This window comes from Sporosarcina sp. So3-204 (assembly GCF_058068165.1).
Map to the genome: position 1 here is coordinate 1,964,874 of NZ_CM176485.1, position 21,211 is coordinate 1,986,084.

23 protein-coding genes are annotated in these 21,211 nt (G+C 35.8%); 4 read left to right on the top strand and 19 right to left on the bottom strand.

All coding sequences use genetic code 11. The annotated features are described in order from the left end of the window. Positions 1-9: 9 nt before the first annotated feature. The 15 genes from AC3RV6_RS09560 to AC3RV6_RS09630 all read right to left on the bottom strand — a co-directional run bounded on the left by AC3RV6_RS09560 (position 10) and on the right by AC3RV6_RS09630 (position 13,570). Positions 10-1,236, bottom strand: a complete 1,227-nt coding sequence (locus AC3RV6_RS09560) for a hypothetical protein (protein ID WP_489745809.1) — start codon at positions 1,234-1,236, stop codon at positions 10-12. Between the two features lie 5 nt (positions 1,237-1,241). Next, complete coding sequence (locus AC3RV6_RS09565) at positions 1,242-2,117, bottom strand: ABC transporter ATP-binding protein (RefSeq protein WP_489745810.1); 876 nt, start codon at positions 2,115-2,117, stop codon at positions 1,242-1,244. A 1-nt stretch (position 2,118) separates the two neighbouring features. Next, a complete protein-coding gene (locus tag AC3RV6_RS09570; RefSeq protein ID WP_489745811.1) occupies positions 2,119-2,877 on the bottom strand; it encodes a hypothetical protein in 759 nt (252 codons plus the stop codon). Further along, complete coding sequence (locus AC3RV6_RS09575; RefSeq protein WP_489745812.1) at positions 2,870-3,424, bottom strand: RNA polymerase sigma factor; 555 nt, start codon at positions 3,422-3,424, stop codon at positions 2,870-2,872. The genes AC3RV6_RS09570 and AC3RV6_RS09575 overlap by 8 nt, the downstream gene beginning before the upstream one ends. Positions 3,425-4,072: 648 nt before the next feature. Beyond that, positions 4,073-5,104 (bottom strand): type 2 isopentenyl-diphosphate Delta-isomerase, encoded by a 1,032-nt coding sequence (gene fni / locus AC3RV6_RS09580; RefSeq protein WP_489745813.1) that lies wholly within the window; start codon positions 5,102-5,104, stop codon positions 4,073-4,075. Between the two features lie 143 nt (positions 5,105-5,247). Then, a complete protein-coding gene (locus AC3RV6_RS09585; RefSeq protein WP_489745814.1) occupies positions 5,248-5,451 on the bottom strand; it encodes a helix-hairpin-helix domain-containing protein in 204 nt (67 codons plus the stop codon). 86 nt (positions 5,452-5,537) lie between these two features. After that, positions 5,538-5,717, bottom strand: coding sequence for a hypothetical protein (locus AC3RV6_RS09590; protein WP_489745815.1), 180 nt, complete (start codon positions 5,715-5,717; stop codon positions 5,538-5,540). Between the two features lie 85 nt (positions 5,718-5,802). Further along, positions 5,803-7,278, bottom strand: a complete 1,476-nt coding sequence (locus AC3RV6_RS09595) for a DHA2 family efflux MFS transporter permease subunit (RefSeq protein ID WP_489745816.1) — start codon at positions 7,276-7,278, stop codon at positions 5,803-5,805. An 85-nt stretch (positions 7,279-7,363) separates the two neighbouring features. Further along, positions 7,364-7,783, bottom strand: a complete 420-nt coding sequence (locus tag AC3RV6_RS09600) for a MarR family winged helix-turn-helix transcriptional regulator (protein ID WP_489745817.1) — start codon at positions 7,781-7,783, stop codon at positions 7,364-7,366. 160 nt (positions 7,784-7,943) lie between these two features. Then, positions 7,944-8,654, bottom strand: coding sequence for an EcsC family protein (locus AC3RV6_RS09605; protein ID WP_489745818.1), 711 nt, complete (start codon positions 8,652-8,654; stop codon positions 7,944-7,946). A 364-nt stretch (positions 8,655-9,018) separates the two neighbouring features. Then, positions 9,019-9,477: an SRPBCC family protein gene (locus AC3RV6_RS09610; protein ID WP_489745819.1), complete on the bottom strand. Its 459-nt coding sequence runs from the start codon at positions 9,475-9,477 to the stop codon at positions 9,019-9,021. Positions 9,478-9,595: 118 nt separating this feature from the next. Then, positions 9,596-10,705 carry a radical SAM/CxCxxxxC motif protein YfkAB gene (yfkAB, locus tag AC3RV6_RS09615; RefSeq protein ID WP_489745820.1) on the bottom strand — a complete coding sequence of 370 codons (1,110 nt, stop codon included), beginning with the start codon at positions 10,703-10,705 and terminating at the stop codon, positions 9,596-9,598. A 162-nt stretch (positions 10,706-10,867) separates the two neighbouring features. Beyond that, positions 10,868-11,284, bottom strand: a complete 417-nt coding sequence (locus AC3RV6_RS09620; RefSeq protein ID WP_489745821.1) for a MarR family winged helix-turn-helix transcriptional regulator — start codon at positions 11,282-11,284, stop codon at positions 10,868-10,870. Between the two features lie 75 nt (positions 11,285-11,359). Beyond that, on the bottom strand, positions 11,360-12,577 hold the full coding sequence (locus AC3RV6_RS09625; RefSeq protein WP_489745822.1) for an AI-2E family transporter: 1,218 nt from the start codon (positions 12,575-12,577) through the stop codon (positions 11,360-11,362). A gap of 33 nt (positions 12,578-12,610) precedes the next feature. Further along, positions 12,611-13,570 (bottom strand): LCP family protein, encoded by a 960-nt coding sequence (locus tag AC3RV6_RS09630; protein ID WP_489745823.1) that lies wholly within the window; start codon positions 13,568-13,570, stop codon positions 12,611-12,613. Positions 13,571-13,899: 329 nt separating this feature from the next. Between AC3RV6_RS09630 and AC3RV6_RS09635 the strand changes: the two genes are divergently transcribed. Further along, the gene (locus AC3RV6_RS09635) at positions 13,900-15,129 is read left to right on the top strand and encodes a CynX/NimT family MFS transporter (RefSeq protein ID WP_489745824.1); all 1,230 of its coding nucleotides are present in this window, start codon (positions 13,900-13,902) and stop codon (positions 15,127-15,129) included. Between the two features lie 59 nt (positions 15,130-15,188). Here AC3RV6_RS09635 and AC3RV6_RS09640 read toward each other — a convergent pair whose 3' ends face one another. From AC3RV6_RS09640 to AC3RV6_RS09650, 3 genes are all read right to left on the bottom strand, one after another. Then, entirely contained in the window at positions 15,189-15,374 is a 186-nt protein-coding gene (locus AC3RV6_RS09640) for a hypothetical protein (RefSeq protein ID WP_489745825.1), read from the bottom strand. 31 nt (positions 15,375-15,405) lie between these two features. Continuing rightward, positions 15,406-16,161, bottom strand: coding sequence for an exodeoxyribonuclease III (locus tag AC3RV6_RS09645; RefSeq protein WP_489745826.1), 756 nt, complete (start codon positions 16,159-16,161; stop codon positions 15,406-15,408). A gap of 218 nt (positions 16,162-16,379) precedes the next feature. Next, a complete protein-coding gene (locus tag AC3RV6_RS09650) occupies positions 16,380-17,054 on the bottom strand; it encodes a DNA alkylation repair protein (protein ID WP_489745827.1) in 675 nt (224 codons plus the stop codon). A gap of 145 nt (positions 17,055-17,199) precedes the next feature. On the opposite strand from AC3RV6_RS09650, the gene AC3RV6_RS09655 reads away from it, so the two are divergent. Together AC3RV6_RS09655 and msrA are read left to right on the top strand one after the other, a co-directional pair. Further along, on the top strand, positions 17,200-17,298 hold the full coding sequence (locus tag AC3RV6_RS09655) for a YjcZ family sporulation protein (RefSeq protein WP_489745828.1): 99 nt from the start codon (positions 17,200-17,202) through the stop codon (positions 17,296-17,298). Between the two features lie 297 nt (positions 17,299-17,595). Then, positions 17,596-18,126, top strand: a complete 531-nt coding sequence (gene msrA, locus AC3RV6_RS09660; protein WP_489745829.1) for a peptide-methionine (S)-S-oxide reductase MsrA — start codon at positions 17,596-17,598, stop codon at positions 18,124-18,126. A 53-nt stretch (positions 18,127-18,179) separates the two neighbouring features. Here msrA and AC3RV6_RS09665 read toward each other — a convergent pair whose 3' ends face one another. Next, positions 18,180-19,373 carry an MFS transporter gene (locus AC3RV6_RS09665; protein WP_489745830.1) on the bottom strand — a complete coding sequence of 398 codons (1,194 nt, stop codon included), beginning with the start codon at positions 19,371-19,373 and terminating at the stop codon, positions 18,180-18,182. Between the two features lie 126 nt (positions 19,374-19,499). Between AC3RV6_RS09665 and AC3RV6_RS09670 the strand changes: the two genes are divergently transcribed. Further along, a complete protein-coding gene (locus AC3RV6_RS09670) occupies positions 19,500-21,107 on the top strand; it encodes an ABC-F family ATP-binding cassette domain-containing protein (RefSeq protein ID WP_489745831.1) in 1,608 nt (535 codons plus the stop codon). Positions 21,108-21,211: the final 104 nt, after the last annotated feature.

Consider the following 21,211-nt stretch of genomic DNA (forward strand, 5'->3'; position numbering starts at 1 on the left):
TGCACCCCTTCACTGAATATCTTGCTCTTTGAAATAACGCATTACAAACATACTTGATGCAACTACAATCACCGTTCCTATTACGACCGTCATCAACTCATAATGCTTGAACATGACTAAATTACTCCCCGTAAAGAACATATGTGGATTGACGACGAGCGCTGCTAAATTATAGCCACTATAAAATTTCAAAATCGAACTTGACGGCATGAAACCAGGTAATAAAAACCCAAGTGTAAATAAAATCGAGAGTATGAAAAATGTAGCATAACTATTTTTCACGACAACCGCAATCACAAAAGTAAGCGCTGTAAATAAAAGCATACAAACGTAAAGTAACACAATGACTAACACTAAAAACTTCAAAAACAGCATTTCCCACCAGGTAATATACGGAAAATTGTATTCCCAATTAAATGCACTGCTTATCGAACTTCCCCATAAATGTGTATAATCAAAAACACTAAAATACACACCAAACGTCACCATCATTAAAAGGACCGTCACAAGCGTTGTAATGACAAGTGATGCAGCGAGCTTGTCTTTCATCAAAGAACGCCCTCTTTTAGTTGCGTATGTATGGGGTTGTGTTCGATTTTCATTTTCAAAATTTGTAATGAATGCGGTTGCCAACACGACTAAAATTAATATTTCAAATACAAGATGAACAGCGAGTGATCTAAATAGAAAACTATGCATCCTATATGATTTCCCCGCAAAAAACCACTCTTTATGCTCACCATTTTGCTTAAGTTCTTCAAAACGTTGTGCAAGTTTTTCATATTCATGCCGTAAAACCTTTGCAGCCTGTCCACTTAACCCATATTTCGAAATTTCATTTTCCGCAACCATTTTTAAATCTATTTTCGCGTACTCACTGTCAATAGTCTGGGCAAAATTCGCATACATTTTCTTTAACTGCAATTTCTGAAATAAGTCTTGCTCACTTTCACTAAATTCGTTAATATCTGCCCATTCAATAAGATCTAATTGCTTTCCTGTTATCAGGGTAAATTCATCTGTATCCACTTGTATATCTCGCTCTAGCCGTTGTAATGATGCATCCGTAATTTCCAGTCCATACACTTCTGATAGCTCGTTCGCCACTGTTAATTCATCTGCCATATAGGACTGGCTCATAATTAAGAAAATATTATACACCGAAAATAACACGAAAAGGCCAATAAGAACGGGGGATGTTAATGCCTTTTTACATTCATGAAAAATTATGCGCATCCCCATCAAACCTCGTTTACGACATCATCACGGTATTCATATAAGAAGACATCTTCCAAATGTGCAGTTACAGGTGTCCACCCAGATTCCGCTTCCCCTTTATCAATAAAGCGCACACGCATACAGTCTCTTTCCTGCTTCTCAGACAGAATCATTGTCTGCTTCCTAAAAGTCTCCAATTGATCGTAGCTAATCGACGTTTCAAACACAGAGCCGTCTAGTGTTGCACATATGTTTTCAACAGAATCCTGATACAAGACTTGCTGGTTTTTAATCATAATAATTTCATTCGCAATCGATTCAATGTCAGACACGATGTGCGTTGAAATAATAACGAGTCGTTCGCGTGCAAGTTCTGTCAACAAATTTCTAAATCGTGCACGTTCTTTCGGATCTAGTCCAGCAGTTGGTTCATCCAAAATGAGAATTTTAGGATCATTTAATAAAGACTGTGCAATTCCGACACGTTGAATCATTCCCCCGGAAAACTTCTTCATCTTTTTATTTGCCACATCACTTAAAGCAACTTTCTCTAACAATTCTTCAATTTTAAGTAGCGCCTCTTTTTTCCCGATTCCTTTGAGCGCCGCCAAATACAGCAAATATTGCTTTGGTGAATAATTTTTGTAATAACCGAAATGCTGCGGTAAATAACCAAGCAACGTACGGTAATCTTCCCCCATATCAACAATGTTCTTCCCATCATAAAGAATTTCTCCCTCACTCGGTGTAATGAGTGTCGAAAGCATCTTAATGAGCGTCGTCTTACCAGCCCCATTTGGTGCAAGTAAGCCGTATAAACCATTTGATAACTCTAAATTTATTTGTTGTAACGCTGTATAATCCCCGTATTTCTTGCTAATCTCTTTCACTACGATCATCCTAATAAGCCCCTTCCATCTGTTTAATGTGAATTAATCTTTTCAAAGCACGTATATAACAATAAAAACTAACTATTAACACAAGCGCATAAACGAGCAGTGGCATTCCGGCGAGAAAATCACTATAAAATGAGTCATTTATATATCTAAAAACCAAATTGACAGTGACCCACCCAATAACCGTCGCCGCCACACCAAACAGCGAACGTCGTTTCATCATCGTATACAAGAAGAAAATAGAGAACATGAATAAGCCAGTCGTCGAAATCATAAGCGCTCTCATAAAATGAACATGTTCATACATCATTACAATGAGTGAAATAGATACCGTATTAACAAGGATTGCAACAACACTGAAAATAAGCATGCGAAAAGCGATAATTTGATAGACGTTGTATTTGCATGACATCTCTACATCATAAGTGACATTACTTAACTTTGTCGTGTACGTATAAATTGAAAAGGATATAAATAATAAAGGTGATAATAAAAACAACTGTCCATATAGTTCATCCACATTTGCAACAGTTGAATCTGCACTAATTATAAATGGGCCTGCTAACGCCATGACAATCATTGAAATGAGCGCAAGCATTGAATGACCTGACAGCAGATGCCTTATCCCAACTTGTTGGACCATTGTTTTGATATGCGTATAATAGGATGGTTGCCGCCTAATGCCTAACACAACAATTTGACTCACTTGTTGTTGAATCGCATGATCATCCGGCATTGGAATGTGAAACTTTTCTTTATTCATGAGTTCCCCCCTTCATCGACAATCTAATGCGTTTGAGTGCCGCATAGTATTTGGTTTTCACTGTAGAAAGCGGAATGTCTTCAATCGTCGAAATTTCCTGAAATGTATATTCACCGAATAATTTCAGGCGCATGATTTGTTGCGAACTCGCTTCTAGTTCATTGACGATTAATGTTACTTTCTCATAATCCTCTTGATATTCGAGTGATTTCGTTAAATCATATGTATCTTCTATGTTATCATCCACAAGAGGTTCTTCATTTTGTGCGTAGCGATAACTTTTCGACCTGTAATAATCGACAAGTCGGTTCGATGCAATCTTGTACAACCACGTTCGAAATGACGCCTTCTTGCTGTCAAAACTTTTGATCGATTTCAGCACGCTTATGAAAATCTCCTGTGCGAGGTCCATTGATAACTCACTATCAAGTGTTTGTTTGTAAAGATACGCATAGATTTCTTTGTAATACTTAGAAACTAGCGCATTTGCTGCCGCTTCATTGCCCGTTCGCTTAATTTTCTTAATCCAACGCATTTCATTTACCATCGTTCATCACACGCTTCCCCACTATTCCTTACCACCTTATAAGTATATTCGTAATTCATTCAAAAAAAGTTTGACTTCAAATTAAAAATTACACTCCTCAATTAAGAAAAGTGTAATCACTCATCATTTTCAACAAGCAATATAATGTCTTGTCTTGATAATAGCCAATCCAAGCTGTATAATATTCGTACAGGCTGCATAAACTAAAAAAGACCATTCCGATGCGTCAACATCGAAACGGTCAGTTTAATAGTAGGTTCCCTACAAGGGAGTCGGCATCGATAAGTTTGAATAACCCATCTGAGCGCGAACTCAAGGATGGGTTATTTTTGTTTCTGTTTAAATGAAAGAATTAATATCATTAATGTTGAAAAAGCAATTGCAAACATTAATGATTCGAAAACTGTCATTGGCGTTCCCCCCTTTCAAAGCGGAGTATGCCGACCACCCTTGAGTTACCTATTCTATTAAGTTATATTATAGCACACGTACGTTCCTAAAAACTATTCATTAAATAGTAGCTTTATCACGCCAAAACATCCGCTGATATGCCAACATCGAAACGGTTAGTTTACTATGTGATTATAGAATACTTAAATCAAAATCATTAAACGGAACAATTGTTCGCACCCCGTAAAATGAGCATATTTAACTCAAAAACTTCAAACGTTTTGTCCCTTTTAACAAATCCAACGACGCCGCCCCAATTCCGAACATTGCCATCCGTAGCTCTAATTCCTTTGTTTCCATCACTTCTAAAACATCCTCAACAGATTGTGTTGCTTCTTTCAGTATAGATCGACCATAACCAACCATATCAGCACCTAATGCAACCGCTTTAGCAGCCTCCAAGCCATTATGTATGCCGCCGCTCGCAATGACTAATTGTTTTTCGATATGTGACCTAACCGAAGTAATACAATCCACTGTTGGTATTCCCCATTCACTAAATGTTTCAGCAGCTCTTTTTTTCACGATATCCGTAGAGCGGAACTTTTCTACTTGGCTCCAAGACGTTCCACCCGCTCCTGCTACATCAATAAAAGAAATACCAGCATTACATAAACGTTTTGCGGTCTCGCCGCCAATCCCCCAGCCTACTTCCTTCACGCCAACCGGGACTTCAAGCTCTTTGCAAAGTTGTTCAATTTTAACTAATAAATCCTTAAAATTTGTATTGCCTTCAGGTTGAATTACTTCCTGAATACTATTTAAATGAAGAACTAACGCGTCTGCTTCTGTAATATCAATAATTTTTTTGCATTCTTCTATCGTAAAACCATAGTTTAACTGAACCGCACCTAAATTTGCGATAATCGGTATACTCGGGGCAAACTTTCTAACTTGAAATGATTGCTTATGCGCTTTACTCTCTATTAATGCACGTGTAGATCCTAAAGCGAATGCCCAACCTTTTTCCTCAGCGGCAATAGCTAAATTCCGATTAATTTCCCCAGCGAATGCTGAACCGCCTGTCATTGAACTTATTAAAAAAGGCGTTTTGCACAAATGACCAAAAAACTTTGTATTGATAGAAATTTCCTTAAAGTTAACTTCAGGAAGTGCATTATGGACAAACCTTAACTTTTCAAACCCAGTTGTAATATGATTGCCTGTCACCTGCTCATTTAATGAAATATTAATATGATCCGATTTTCTTTTATTAATCTGTTCAGACATTTATTACCACCATCCAAAAAATATTATTTGAATCTTTGATGTATTAACTCACTCCATATAGATTAACATAAAATGCTAGTTAAAATTACATATTGTTTGCTAGTTTATTAATATCTTCATTCACACTATCTAACTATTTGTTATTACCAATCAGATTTAAATGATATTTTATTTTCAGCAAGTACTAGTTGTATCCGTTCTAATGCTTTTGGACCCATCCCGTGTAAACTAACTAATTCTACTTCAGTGATTTTCGAAAAATCCTCTAAAGTATGGATACTTGCTTTAGATAGTGCGCGGATCGCAGGTTTTGCCAATCCATTGGATAACATATTAAATTGCGACACTACACTTACCCCCTTACTTGTTAATGTATATAAAAAGCCGTTCAGTGCGTGAACACCAAACGACCCAATATTATCCATGAGTACTTTTAAATTCCCATTTTACGATGTGAATTATTTACTTTTTTTGATTGCTGACTTTTCATTTTACCGGTTTTTTTATTTGTAATTCCAGTAACTTGATCAACATCTTGCTTTTCCTTCTTTAATTCAAGCTGTTGCTTTACCATGTCTTTAAAACTAATTTTAACTTTCTTTTCCTCTGTCATTTATAATTCCCCTTACATCTTAATTGAAATACTTGTTACAATTAAGAATACCATTCATTGTATTTCTTTGTCTATCGTAATCAAATCAAAATTCACTCATAACTGATTTTTTCTTTCTTTGAACAATTGATTTTGCCAATAAAATCATTGCTGTTAGCGCTAATACAGCAAATACAGTGGCGCCTATAAAAGCACTGTTTATCCCGTGTAATAATCCATCTGTAGCAATCACACTCAACTGTTCTTGCGTTGGTTTTCCATCAGCAGTGTTAATAACTTCTTTCGTTACAAATAGATTTGTTTGCGTCGTCATGATTGTTGTCATCACAGCAGTCCCTATTGCTCCTGCTATCGCTTGAATGGTGTTTTGCATGGCAGTACCATCACCATACAGTTTACTCGGTAATGCGTTCAACCCTGCAGTTGTAAGTGGCATCATTAAAAAAGTGAGTCCAATTGAACGAACAAGATAGATAAATGATAAGAAAACAATTCCTGAAGTATACGTTAAATTAGTATACATCGTGGTGGCAACGAGAATGATAAGTGTTCCGAACATTCCCAACCATTTAATTCCGTGTCTATCAAATATTCTGCCGGCAATCGGCGACATAATCGCCATCGCAATACTACCAGGCAGAAGAAATAATCCTGATTCCAAAGCTGTTAAACCACGATTTGATTGCAAATAAATCGGCAATAATATCATCGCTGAATAAGAAACACCGTTTATAAAAAAGCTGATTATGACTGAATATGTAAATTCTAATGACTTGAAAATACGTAATTCAATGAGCGGGTGGTCAGTATTTAATTGTCTAATAACAAATAATGTGAGTGACACAACACCAACAGTTAATGCGGTGATAACAGTCAAACTTCCCCAACCTGCTTTACCTGCTATACCAAACCCATATAAAATACCACCAAACCCAAATGTAGACGTAATTACACCTATAACATCTAACTTAGCCGGTCTTGGTTCTGACACGTTTTTAAGGATAAAGAACGAAGCGACTAGCGCGGAAAGAGAGAATGGCAGAATAGCGAAAAAGATATAACGCCAAGATAAAGTGGTAATTAAAAGGCCTGAAAGTGATGGACCTACTGCTGGTGCAAACATAATTGCAACCCCTACAATACCCATCGCCGCCCCACGCTTCTCCATCGGAAATAACTTAAACACGACACTGATTAAAAGGGGCATGACAATTCCGGCACCTATTGCTTGAACAACACGACCAGATAATAGAATAATAAAACTTGGAGCGAAACCACATAAAATTGTACCTAGTGAAAAAACAATCATAGATGTGAAAAATAATTGTCTAGTTGAAAATCGTGCCATTAAAAATGCCGTAACCGGAATGAATATACCATTAACCAACATATATAATGTGATTAACCATTGTGCTGTTGTAGTAGAAACGCTAAATTCATCTGTTAATGTAGGCAGTGCTACATTTAGTACAGTTTGATTTAAGATTGCTGCAATTGCCCCTATTAATAATATAGTTAAAATAGGACCTGTTTTTATTTCCTGCTTTACGTGAACTTTCAATGTTTCAAACTCCCTTTTCTTAATATAAATGCCTTTAGTATGCTAACTAATAATATAGAATGGTAAAATAGAAGATGTAAAACAACTATTCGTTAAGATTGGCATCAATTTTTTGCAGTATCTGCTTTAAGACCTGTTGTTCTTCTTCACTAATCCCCTTCAACATTTTATCCTGGTGGTTTTGCCAAATTTCATCAACAGGACCTCTAATCGCTTTGCCTTCTTCAGTTAAAAATACCCTCGTTACGCGTGCATCTAATAAATCTTTCTTTCTTCTTAATAGTCCATATGACTCCAGTTTTTTCACCATATTCGTTAATGTTGGGGGTTCACAGCCCATCTGATCACATAACTCTGTCTGTGAGGAACCGTCTTCATTCCATAATTGCCATAACAAATGATCTTGCCCTACATACAAATCGATTCTCCTAAGTGAATCGGAATAATCCTTCCTCATTTTAGCAGCAGTCTTGCCAAATAAAATTCGAATGTCTTCTTTTATCATAGCTATCAATCCTTCTGAAAAAAGTAATTAGCCTGCTAAACATAACTCGAAATAGGTAGCTATGTCAAATATAGTAGCTATATCCAATAGAATACGGCCACTATATTTTTTATTACAATCTAGCCTACTGGCATTAGGCTATTAAAATTCACCTAGTATTTCAACCTTTAAGTAACCGAAGTCGATACGAATTCATAGCCACATCACCAAGTTGATCTAGTAAATTGTAATTCGCAAATGCACCTACTACTGCACCAAAACCGGGAATCAATTGAAACATTTTCACTAAATCAATATGATCCCGGTATCCTTGTTGGAAATCCTGCCATTCCATATCAGCTATTAAAAGTTTTTGTTGTTCCCAATTTTCAATAATCTTCATCGTTTCTCTCCGTGTTTCTTCACTTGAAAAAGCAAGTTGGAATACATGTAAAATGAATAACCGTTCTTCATATTCATTTGTATCAAAGCCGTATATAGCCGCAACTTCAAACAAAAATTTCATCTTGATAGATAGAAGCAATGGGAAATCTGCAAGGCCTAGCATTATGCCGCCTGCACCCGTTCCAGCACCTTCAATGACGGCTGTTCTTCGATAATTAGTAAGCTTTTCTTTAAATAGGGCATCCCGTTCAAATAAATCAAGTCCAACTGCTTGATGTTTTTTTGTTGTCATATTTGAACCAGCTAAAGTGACTTTCACCATATTTTTAATGCTATCGGTCATTACTTTATGAATTCTATCAGGAATTAACGCATTCATTTTTACTTGTGCTTTTTTCGATGTCCGACTAATGATACCTGATCGCTTTAACATCTTGTGTTTCCAAAAAAGTAATTCTTGCTCAACTTGCTTTGTGTAATCAATCATATCTCTACTCCTTTCAATAATGGTTTTATAAAGTAGGTGTGGATACTTCTATTAATACGTATATAACGTTATAAAAGATTCACTTTTCTTTTACTAGAGATTGATAAGCAAGCTGAATCCGATAGATAGATCTTTAAAAAATAATAATTGGCTTCGATGGTAAATAGTAAAACGACACGGGCATGCGCATTTAATCGCGTATACCCGTGTCGTTATTATATTCTTAGCTGAATCAATTTCATAATGACCTTAATCTGCTACAACGATGCAATATATAGTTTGAGAACGCTTCAACTCAAGTATATATTGTGGTGGTGTAGCAATAAAACCCAATTATGAAATTGATTGGCTATATAAATTTTTATCAATTTGATTTCTGTTCAGCAATCTTCTTTAATTCATATGCCCGCATAACAATAAAGTTTCGCATATATTTCTCTAAAAATAGTTTATCAGCTATTTTCCCAATCACACCAAAAGGCGATTGATAAGAGAACCTATCTTTCATAATCGTTCCTGGACCATGCTCAACAAATTCATGTGTGTGTGTAAAAGAGTGAAAAGCTCCTTTTACCATGACATCTGTAAAACGAAACGGTTTTTCCATCTCTGTAATCTTAGCAGTTAATTTTTGCTTTACGCCCAGATGGATAGCTTCCCAAGTAACACTATCTCCTTTTTCCAACAATCCTTTTGTAACACCACCGATTGCTCTTTCCTTCGTTTTCGATGTCGTAAGCGTATGAATCTCTACATCTCTTGACAGGTCGAAACAAACATCAATTGGTGCTTCTACATAAATCTCGTATATTATTAAAGGCATTATTTACAACCCTTTCGATATAAAGTTAATCTACAATCAGTAGGGCTTTTCTTTATCCTCCACTTATTCTTCATGTCCATCAAAAAATTAAAGTGGCTTCGATACTTTTACGTTATTTTCAGCGTGTAATTCGCGCTTTCTTTGTCGTGAAATCTGTGTCAGTGTAATAGGCATCTTTCACTAACAAATTCGGTCCCAAACATTTTACTGCTGGACAATGACAACCAATTGACTTAGCAAGCGGCCGTTCAAGCCAACGATCTAACATCCCGGGAAGCGCATCCGTTTGAATATTGCCCATAGGCGGTGTATCTCCGAAATCCGTGACGATAACATCTCCCGTAAAAATATTGACGTTGAGGCGAGACCTACCATCAGGATCATTGCGCACTGATACATTATGACTGCTGTAGAGGCGTTCTAATAGCGCTAAATCTTCTTTATTATCACTACAAGGATAAAACGGTAATGTACCAAACAGCATCCATACAACTTCATCACGAACGTCAAGAAGACGATGTATGGCTTTTCTCGTTTCTTCTATTGATAGTACTTCTAAATTGGAAGCAAAATTAACAGGGTACATAGGATGTATCTCGTGTCTCCCACATTTCATTTCATCAATAACTTGCCGATGAATATGTTCTAGATGTGGAAGTGTCCGTTTGTTCAACATCGTTTCCGCTGAAACCAACACACCAGCATCAGACAATGCCCTGCTGTTTTCAATCATGCGTTCAAATTGTTCAGCACGACGTTCCCTAGGTGGTTTTCTTTCCATATTTGCAAATCCGCCATCGATAAAATCATCTACTGTTCCCCAGTTATGTGAAATGTGAAGAACATCTAAATACGGCGCAATCATCATATAGCGTTCAAGTGGCATTGTTAAATTAGAGTTTAATTGCGAACGAATACCACGTGCATGTGTATACTTCAGAAGTGGTAAAACAGTTTCTTCCACAGATTTCTTAGAAAACATCGGCTCTCCACCAGTAATGCTGAAACTTCTCAGATGAGGTATTTCATTTAATCGCGAAATAAGTAGTTCAATCGGTAGCGATACGGGATCCTTATGTGCCAACATATCCCCAACTGCACAATGCTCACAACGCATATTACATAAATAAGTTGTCGTAAATTCAATACTTGATAACGTTAATTTACTATGTGCTTCTATATCCAAATAAGCTTCCCAAGGGTCGTACATTTGTAATTTTGTATTCATCTAATAATCTCCTATATAATTTAATATGAGTTTTATTATGGACTTCCCTAATTATTTTTGCAAGATAACATTTACTTGCATAATGCAAGTAAATGAATAAAGTTATCAGTAAGGCTGTAGCACGGGCGTTTGAAATAGTTGTATGTTGCAAGTATTCAGAAATTAAGACTTATCACTATTTAGTTTTTCTGTTAATACTTGCATTGACCTTATAATTGTATCACGTTCGAAATCGTTCATTGATATAAGTATATTTTCCATATCAGCCGCTATTCGCTCATTAACGACCGCAACAATATCTTCCCCTTCGTCCGTTAAAGATAATATATATATGCGACGATCATCTTTAGAAGCAGTTCTAATAACTAGTTTTTTCTTAATTAATGTACCAATCTGCCTTGAAAAAGTCGTGATATCTATGCCCAGGACTTCTGCAATAATTTGCATAGATGGCGTCTCAATCCGACTGATTTCATACATAATCGAATGCTGAACAATCGTAACATCATCGCAACCTTTTTTATGTATTTTACGAAGACTTTTTAATAGTGAATGAAAAAGAGGCACAATATTGTCCATCAAAATCCCTCCCAACAAAAATTTGCAATTAGAAACCGCGCCCAATATATACAGGCACGGTTTATTAATAAATAATTAAGTTTCAGTATCTTGATATCGCATTTCACTATCTGGTACATAGCGATTGTAACGTGCTTTATACAATTTAAAGAAATGCGAAACAAATACTTTAATAAGTGCATAACCGGGAATTCCTAGAAGAATTCCTACAACACCAAAGAGCGAACCAGCAGTTAGTAAAACGAAAATAATAGTAATCGGATGAATTTTAAGTGATTTCCCCATAATTTGAGGAGATATAAACTTCCCATCTATTAATTGCACAATTGTCCATACAATCGCTAGTTTTAATATCATAAAAGGTGAAGTTACAATTGCGATAATAACCGCTGGTGTAATCGCAATTAAAGGACCTAAATAAGGGACTATACTCGTAAACATCGCTAGAACACCTAGTAATAAAGCGTAATCCATTCCGATGATGAGAAATCCAATAGAAACCATTATACCAATACAAACCGCAACAAGAATCTGTCCTTGTATATATGAACTGATTTGGTTATCGGCATCATGGAAGATAATCCTTGCATCTTTTCGCAAACGTGGCGGCAGCATATTAATTGCCACTTGGGGTAACTTTTCGCCATCCTTTAATAAATAAAACAGAATAATAGGTACGGTTACGATAGCTAAAACAAAACCAGTTAAAGCCGACACAAATGAAGTAACCCCAACCGCTATCCCACCAATTGCATTCGTTACCATCTTACCGACATTTGCAGGGGCAGATTCGAGAAGCGTAAGTATATTTACATCTAAACTTTTATAATAAGATGAAAAAATAGAGGCACGGAAAAATTCATCTACATCTAACAAAACTTGTCTAAAATAGACAGGGAAATCTGCTGATAAATTATTTAATTGTAGTTTTAGAAAAGGCAATACTAAGAAAACAAGCAAAGTTATTAATCCACTTGCTCCTAGAAAAATTAGTAAAATACCCCAGAGGCGCGGGATATGTAATCTTTCTAACAATCTTAAAATAGGTCTTAATAGATAATAACCTATTGTTGCGAGGATAATCGGTAAAACCACAGTTGAGAAGAATACCTTTAATGGAAAGAAAACAAATGATATTTCTCTGAATATCAGTATAATTAAGCCAATTAATAAAATAGACAAAAGAACAAAAAGTGTTCCTTTGCCGCCTAGAAAACGGATTACACTAGCAGTCCGAAGATCCGTTTCCGATTGCAACTGTTTTTCCGATTGTCTTGGAACTCCTTTATCCATAAAAATAGCCCCCTTCCACTGCTGTTTTGATTATTACTCTTTTTGCATTTCGAGAAAACTCGATATCGCCTCTTTGTTTTTTTCAACATCTAACTCAATGACTGAGCCTGCATGTCTGTATGAATTGAATGAGTAAGATCCTTCAATCGGAACTGTCATCGTCTCCACTTTAGCACCTTTTTTTAACGCAAAAGTAATCGCCCTAATAATCTCATCCTTTTCCGATAGGTCGGTTTCAATATATCCTGATAACGCACCAGCAAGCTTAGGTATTTTTGTAAGTATGCCAGGTTTAGTAGCTTCGTTTTTCATTGCGGAAATTACTTCTTGCTGCCTTGCAACCCGTCCAAAATCGCCTTCTTTATCAGCTCTGAAGCGCGCATAACCAAGTAACTCTTTACCATTTAAATCTTTTTTTCCTGGCGTAAGTGTAACGCCGATTTTCTCAGACATTTCCTTTTGGACATTTATTTCTACACCTTTAGGAAATGCAATATCAACAATTGATTCAAAGTTATTAAAATCTACTATCGCATAATGATTAATAGGTACACCAAACATGCCAGTAATCGTATCTTTTACTGTTTGAACGCCATTAAGATAATAGGCAGTATTTAACTTGTATGATTTATAACCTGGTATTTCCGCATATATATCGCGCATAAACGAAATAACACGCATAGACCCGACGCTCTTGTCCCACGACAAAACCATCATAGTATCAGTCCGTGATTTACCACTGCCGTCATCATCCACACCTAGTAGTAAAAAGTTTTCAATAGATGTGAAATTCGGATGTATAGCATCGCCTTTAAATGATCCAGGATCAATCGGATTGCCTTTTGCAAGAGATTTACCTGCATTATATTGAACAATCGAATAAAGCGCGATGCCGATAAATGAGATGGTTAGCAAAGTAAAGAATACCCTACCAAACCGTAACTTTTTCTTACGTCTTCTTTTTAAAATCTGTTCTTCGAATTGTTCTTCCATTATAATTCCTCCAAAACCGCTCTTAATATTAAGACGAGTATGGCGCTAGTTAGTTGCATTCAATTGTATATATTATAACATGGTTAAAGATGGGCGTAATGATATACACTCCAGTATGTGCCAATTTTCACAAGTTTAATAATCAAGGTTGAATACATTTATTAAGATTACGGTACGTCAATGATTTTTAATTAAACTTCATCTATGCAGGATGATTTAAAGTATCGTAACTTATAGAACATTCTGTAACTACCTAAACATATTTAACTACATTTATTATTGTGTTATCCTTAACAAGTACGAATGAATTTATTATCGGAGGCAACAAATTGAAACAAACACAATCAACACTTCATACAAAGAAACTGAATTTCTCAAGGAACAGTTGGCTTTTAATCATCGGAATTATTTTCATTGCTTTCACACTAAGAGCCCCACTTACAACAGTTGGACCAATTATTGCCCCCATACGGGATAACCTAGGTATCTCCAATGTATTGGCTGGATTTATTACAACAATTCCTCTACTTGCGTTTGCACTTATTTCACCTTTCGCACCGAAATTATCGCGTAGATTTGGTATGGAAATCACTTTATTTTCATCGCTTTGTTTACTGACTGTTGGAATTATCATTCGATCGTCTGGAACTATAATTCTTTTACTTATAGGCACATTTCTAATAGGTGTGGCTATCGCATTTGGTAACGTATTACTCCCAGGTTTATTGAAATTAAGCTTCCCTTTACATATCGGTTTAATGACAGGTATTTATTCAATGTCCATGAATATATCTGCAACACTCGCTTCAGGAATTGCTGTACCTATCGCAAGTGGAACGAAATTAGGTTGGCAAGGCGCTTTAGGTGTTTGGGTTGTGTTAACTATTATCGCAATTATTATCTGGTTACCTCAACTAAAAAATAAACAGCTAGTAAATACGGCGGCTCCTTCATCAAATCCCGTGAAGTCTGGTGCAATTTGGCGTTCACCAATAGCATGGAGTGTCACGTTTTTTATGGGCTTACAATCCTTGTTATTTTACACTTCTGCTGCTTGGATACCTGAAGTACTGAAATCAGATGGTTTAAGTGCAAGTGGTGCAGGTTGGATGTTTTCGCTTCTTCAACTAGCACAATTACCAATGATGTTTATCACACCGATAATTGCGGATAAAATAAAAGATCAACGCAAAATCGTTATTGGAATTATTTTATTGTATTTAATTGGATACGGTGGTATTTTGTCAGGAAATGTATCTCTTACTCCTTTATGGATGATTGTTATCGGTATTTCAGGTGGCGCATCATTCGGACTTACGATGATGTTTTTCACATTAAGAACACGAACACCTAACGAGGCAGCTGAACTATCCGGTATGGCACAATCATTCGGTTACCTACTAGCCGCTGTTGGACCAGTATTATTCGGGTATTTACATGATTTAACTAATGGTTGGACAATTCCAATGATTATGTTCATAATCGGCGTCATATTACTGCTTTTAAGTGGGCTTAAAGCCGGTAAAGATGATTTTGTATTTCCAGCGAATCAAGATTAATTTGCATACAACAAAAGCTTCTGGTTTCGTTTATACCAGAAGCTTTTATTATATAAATTTCATGATTCTTTTTTTTGTTTAAAACTGTTAAAAAACCAAACGAATAGCATATAGAAAAATACAAATACAAAAGAACTTCCTAAGTTTGCAAACCAATCGACAGTATTATTTTTACTGTAATCAAAAACAACTAAAACAATTGCAACTGCAATAAAGAAATAAAACCCTCTATAGAAAAGCTTCATAAAACCCCTCCAAAATAACTCTAATATGAAATTAACCCTTTAGTTCCAAAACAATTGGACAGTGATCGCTCCCAAGTATATCAGCATGTATTGCCGCATCTTTCAAAATAGGCTTTAATCGCTTAGAAGCAATAAAATAATCTATCCGCCACCCAATATTTCTTTCTCGCACATTTCTCATATATGACCACCAAGTATAGGAATCTTCTTTATGCGGATAAAAGTACCGATATGTATCTAAAAATCCATCTGCTAATAAAGCGCTCAACTGCCCTCGTTCCTCAATCGTAAACCCCGAATTCCCAATATTAGATTTCGCATTTCGAATATCAATCTCCTGATGCGCGACATTCAAATCCCCACATAAAATGACAGGCTTGACCTTATCTAAAGCAGTCAAATGCGCATTCAGTTCCGCCTCCCACTCCAAACGATACGGTAATCTTGCCAAATCACGCTGCGAATTAGGCGAATAAACATTTACTAAGTAAAATTCAGGGTACTCTAAAGTTAATATTCTACCTTCCGCCTCAGAATCCAAATCCCCTAAACCATATGTTACAGACAGCGGCACTTCTTTTGTAAATATTGCTGTACCTGAATAACCTTTCTTTAAAGCATAATTCCAATATTGATGATACCCATCCAATTCTAAGTTAATCTGTCCCTCTTGAAGTTTGATCTCCTGCACACAAAAAATGTCTGCATCTATATTTTTAAAATACAATAGAAATCCTTTTTTTACACAAGCACGCAATCCGTTGACATTCCACGAAACTAGTTTCAAAGTCAGTTGTCTCCTTCCAATATAAACGCCTAATCAAAAACTTGAAAACACTATTTAATATGTAATATTATACCATACATATTTTGCAGAGAAATGTAGCTAATCTAAAAATCACGCGATAGTTTACTTTGAGTAATAAATACTGTATCCGAAAAACCATGTAATCGAATTCCAAGCTCCGATTACATAGTTTTTGAAGTTATACTGCAAGACTAGCTTTACACGATATGTTTTAAAGCTTCTCTTCTGCTCAATGGTTTTAAGTTTGTTGAATTAACAAAGGAAACTACAATCTCGGGATTTGTTTTTGCATATTCTCGTAGTACCCAGCCAATCGCTTTCTGAATAAAAAACTCTTCTGATTCAATATGTTTGAGAATTGTAGAAAACAAAAGTTCTTCGTTCATTTCGGTTTTATATTTTAATTGATAAAGAATAGCTGAACGATTTAACCACATATTATGTGACTCGCTCCATTGCGTCATTACTTTATCACCAGCATCCCTATCTTTTAATACGATACTTCCTACAATTGAGGGGGCAATCGAATCAATGCTATCCCACCACGATTTCTCAACAATAAGAGACTTTAGAAAATCAAGGTTAGCTACGCTAAGTTTCTTCTTGCCTTTATCAAGTAATGCAATGGCGATATATTGAAACTCTCTTTCAGGAAGATCATACAGCGCTTCCACTTCATGTAGAAAGTCTTCCTCTTTAGGCATATCGCAAATGGCAAAATACTGTCTTAACAGCTGCTTACGTAAAGGACTTCTAATTCCTAGGAACGGAAATTTTTTTCTCATATAAGCGCTCATAGAAAGTGACTGCACTTCATCAGCATGAATCTTAAACAGTTCAATTAGCGCATTGCGATTCCATTCATATTTCATTTATTTCCTCCTAACCAATTTTCTTTAGTAGATAAGAACGCATATTCTATGAATATTTTTTTGCTCATAAAGTCAAATAACCCAATGCACTTGGCTGAATGTACATATGCTACATAGACGACTTAGTAAAAAGGTGGTGTTAATTATGGGATATGAACAAGGGCGTGGTGGTAATTCATCATTTGCATTACTTGTAGTACTTTTTATATTGCTCATTATAATTGGAGCAAGCTATCTTTATTAATCGCATGAGTAGTTGTCTATTAAAATGCACCTTATGTAACCTCTCATAATAAAAGGCGCACCAATTATTATCAATATTAGTTAATAATAAGCTAGGTCTAGGAATACCATTTGGTACCCTAGATTAGCTTTTATTAAATTCTCCTATAAATAAATTTACATATCATTATTATCTTTATTAAAACTAAAATAAATATTAACTATCATTTACCTTATTCTAACAATTAAGCAACCTAGCATTTAATTAGCTCTAAATGTTATGATAGAAACACATGAAACGCGAAAGGTGATGATGTTAATGAAAGACAAAGGACTAGAAAAAGCAACATTTGCAGGTGGTTGTTTCTGGTGTATGGTAAAACCGTTTAAAGAATGGGATGGTATTCATGATGTCGTATCAGGATATATGGGCGGCATTTTAGAAAACCCAACTTATGAAGACGTAAAAAAAGGCGACTCTGGCCATTTAGAAGTGGTTGAAATTACATATGATCCAGCCGTTTTCCCATACGACAAGTTGTTAGACGTTTTTTGGCAGCAAATCGACCCAACAGATGCTGGTGGTCAATTCCAAGACCGGGGTCATTCTTATTCAACAGCCATTTTCTACTACAATGATGAACAGCTTACTATAGCAGAACAATCTAAGATTAAACTAGAAGCAAGCCATATATTTAATGCCCCAATAGTAACACCTATCCGTCCTGCTGAAACGTTCTACCACGCAGAAGCGTATCATCAAGATTATCACGAAAAAGAACGGGAACATTATGAAAAAGACCGTGCACAATCTGGTAGAGACAAGTTTATCGATAATCATTGGTCGTAATCGAAAAAAGAGCAGATAAGTTTAACAATCCGCTCTTTTTCTCTTTTTTAAAATTAGACAATCACGGCTTTTTTATTGCCAATGGAAAATGTTAAAAAGAACAGTACTATAAACAAGGACATGAATATGATAAATGTATATGTATGGTCTGATGTTTGATCATAAACGAGTGCAATAATTAAGGGTAAAAGTCCACCAATGATAAAACCACCCGTCTGCATCATCGCCGTCCATGAATTAGTTTCCTCAGCCGTCTCGGTTTCATCAAGAGGTAAAAGAAGCGCTGCCGGGAAAAGACCACCTAAAGGTACACCCATAAAAAATGCCCCAACCCACATTAGCTGCTCAATTCCAGTCCATAATAATCCTGTTGCCACCATACCTGAAACTAACATTGCAGAAATCCAAAATACGCCAGCTGGATACCTATTCATTAATAACGGCAGTCCAAGATTCAATAAAGTCTGTACAATTGTTGTTACACCAAGAAGACTTCCCGCTTTGATTAAGGACATACCTGATGCTAGCGCTATGGGAACCAGCCAAGTCACGGCTGAAAAAAATAGAGAAGATTGAAATCCGAAAAACAGTAGAAATAACCAAGCTTTACGAGATTTCCATGGCGACATAGGTTTCTTTTGCTCTACATCTAACTGAACTTTCTGTCGTAACTCTATTTTCTTTTTAGAAACGAGCATCCACATAAAGAGACCAAAGAAAGCTAAACTTGCCCAAATGCTTAACGCGAAAAGATAGGAACCAGTGGACTGATAGAATACACCAGTAATTCCCGCACTAGTAGCTGAACCTACCCCCATACCGAAAGAATAGAGCCCTATGACAGATGCTGTATGAAGCGGAAAGTATTGTTTTATCATCGCTGATAATAAAGGACCAATAATTGCAATCGCTACGCCAATAACAAACGCCGTAATAATTAGGATTAAAAATCCAGAAATAAGTCCTCTCAGTAGTGTTGTAAATCCGATAATAATAAGCATCGCATACATAGTTCGTACTAAACCAAACCTACGATTCAAGATTGGTGACAGCGTTGCAAATATACCCATACATATAATAGGAATTCCAGTTAATAGTGTAACTTGTGTGTTAGTTAAAGATAAATCATCACGAATAATTTCCAACATTGGTCCAATAGAAGTAATAGCAGGCCGCAAGTTAATAGAGACTGCAAATATAGTCACTAATAGCAGAATGGTACTTCTTTTATTCATTTCTAGAGACATCCGCAAACTCCTTTCTACCTTCTAATCTATAATAAACTAAAAAAGTCAATCTGTCCGTTTCAACTATTACATTCTGAAGCAGTTTCGTGTTATACTGGGAGCATTGTGAATTTAGGAGGAATTTTTTTGATAGCAGTTAGTAATGTTAGTTTGCAGTTTGGTGACCGTAAGTTATTTGAAAATGTTAATATACAGTTCAACCCAGGTCATTGTTATGGGTTAATCGGTGCCAATGGTGCAGGTAAATCTACGTTTATTAAAATTTTATCTGGTGAACTTGAAGCTCAAGAAGGAAATGTCATCATGAATCCTGACGAGCGACTTGCTGTCCTCAAACAAGATCATTTCGAATACGAAGACAGTGAAGTACTCGAAACGGTCATTATGGGACATAAAAAACTTTATAAAGTAATGAATGAAAAAAATGCAATATACATGAAAGAAGACTTTTCAGATGAAGATGGTATGAGAGCTGCTGAATTAGAAGGTGAGTTTGCAGACCTTAATGGTTGGGAAGCTGAATCCGAAGCAGCGATTCTTTTACAAGGACTTGGCCTTTCAGATAAAAAGCATAATTTGAAAATGTCCGAATTAGAAGGTTCAGATAAAGTGAAAGTTCTTTTAGCTCAAGCTTTATTCGGAAAACCTGACGTACTTCTTTTGGACGAGCCTACAAACCATCTTGATTTAAAAGCAATTCATTGGTTGGAAGAGTTCCTTATTAACTTTAATAACACAGTCATCGTCGTATCACATGACCGTCACTTCCTGAATAATGTATGTACACAAATTGCGGATCTTGATTTTGGTAAAATTCAAATTTATCCAGGAAACTACGAATTCTGGTATGAATCAAGCCAATTAGCTCTTCAAATGTCTCAAGATCAAAATAAGAAAAAAGAAGAAAAAATTAAGGAACTAGAAGCATTTATTGCCCGTTTTAGTGCAAACGCATCTAAATCTAAACAAGCTACATCTCGTAAAAAGACATTAGATAAAATCGAACTTGATGATATTCGTCCATCTTCAAGACGTTATCCTTATGTTAACTTCCAAATTGGACGTGAAATCGGAAATGACGTTTTAACAGTTCAAAATGTTTCTAAAACGATAGATGGTAATAACCTAATAAACAACGCATCTTTCTCAATTAGTAAAGATGATAAAATAATCCTTCTTGGAAATCCTTTAGCTAAATCAGCATTGCTTGATATTCTAGCTGAAGAAACACAACCAGATGAAGGGTCAATTAGATGGGGCGTTACGACAACTCGTTCTTACTTCCCTATCGATAACAATGAGTTTTTCCAAGGTTCGGAAAAATCACTTGTCGAATGGTTACGTCAATATTCACCTGAAGATCAAACTGAAACGTTTTTACGCGGATTCCTTGGTCGTATGCTATTTTCTGGTGAAGAAGTAAACAAAAAACCGTCAGTTCTATCAGGTGGGGAAAAAGTTAGATGTATGCTTTCCAAAATGATGCTTACAAGTGCTAACGTGCTCTTACTTGATGAACCAATGAATCACTTAGACTTAGAATCAATTCAAGCATTAAATAACGGACTTATAGCTTATAAAGGCGCAATGGTCTTTACCTCACATGACCAACATTTCATTCAAACAGTTGCAAACCGAATTTTAGAAATTCGTGAAGATGGTACAATCTTCGACAAACAAATGACGTATAATGAATACCTTGATTGGGTCAATGAGAAAAGCCCTAAAAAGTAATAATTAACGATTAACCATCTCCTTTTAGGGGATGGTTTTTATTTGAAATAAAAAGTGTATGAACTTATATTTTTGGGGTATATATATAATTAAAAGGAGGTTTT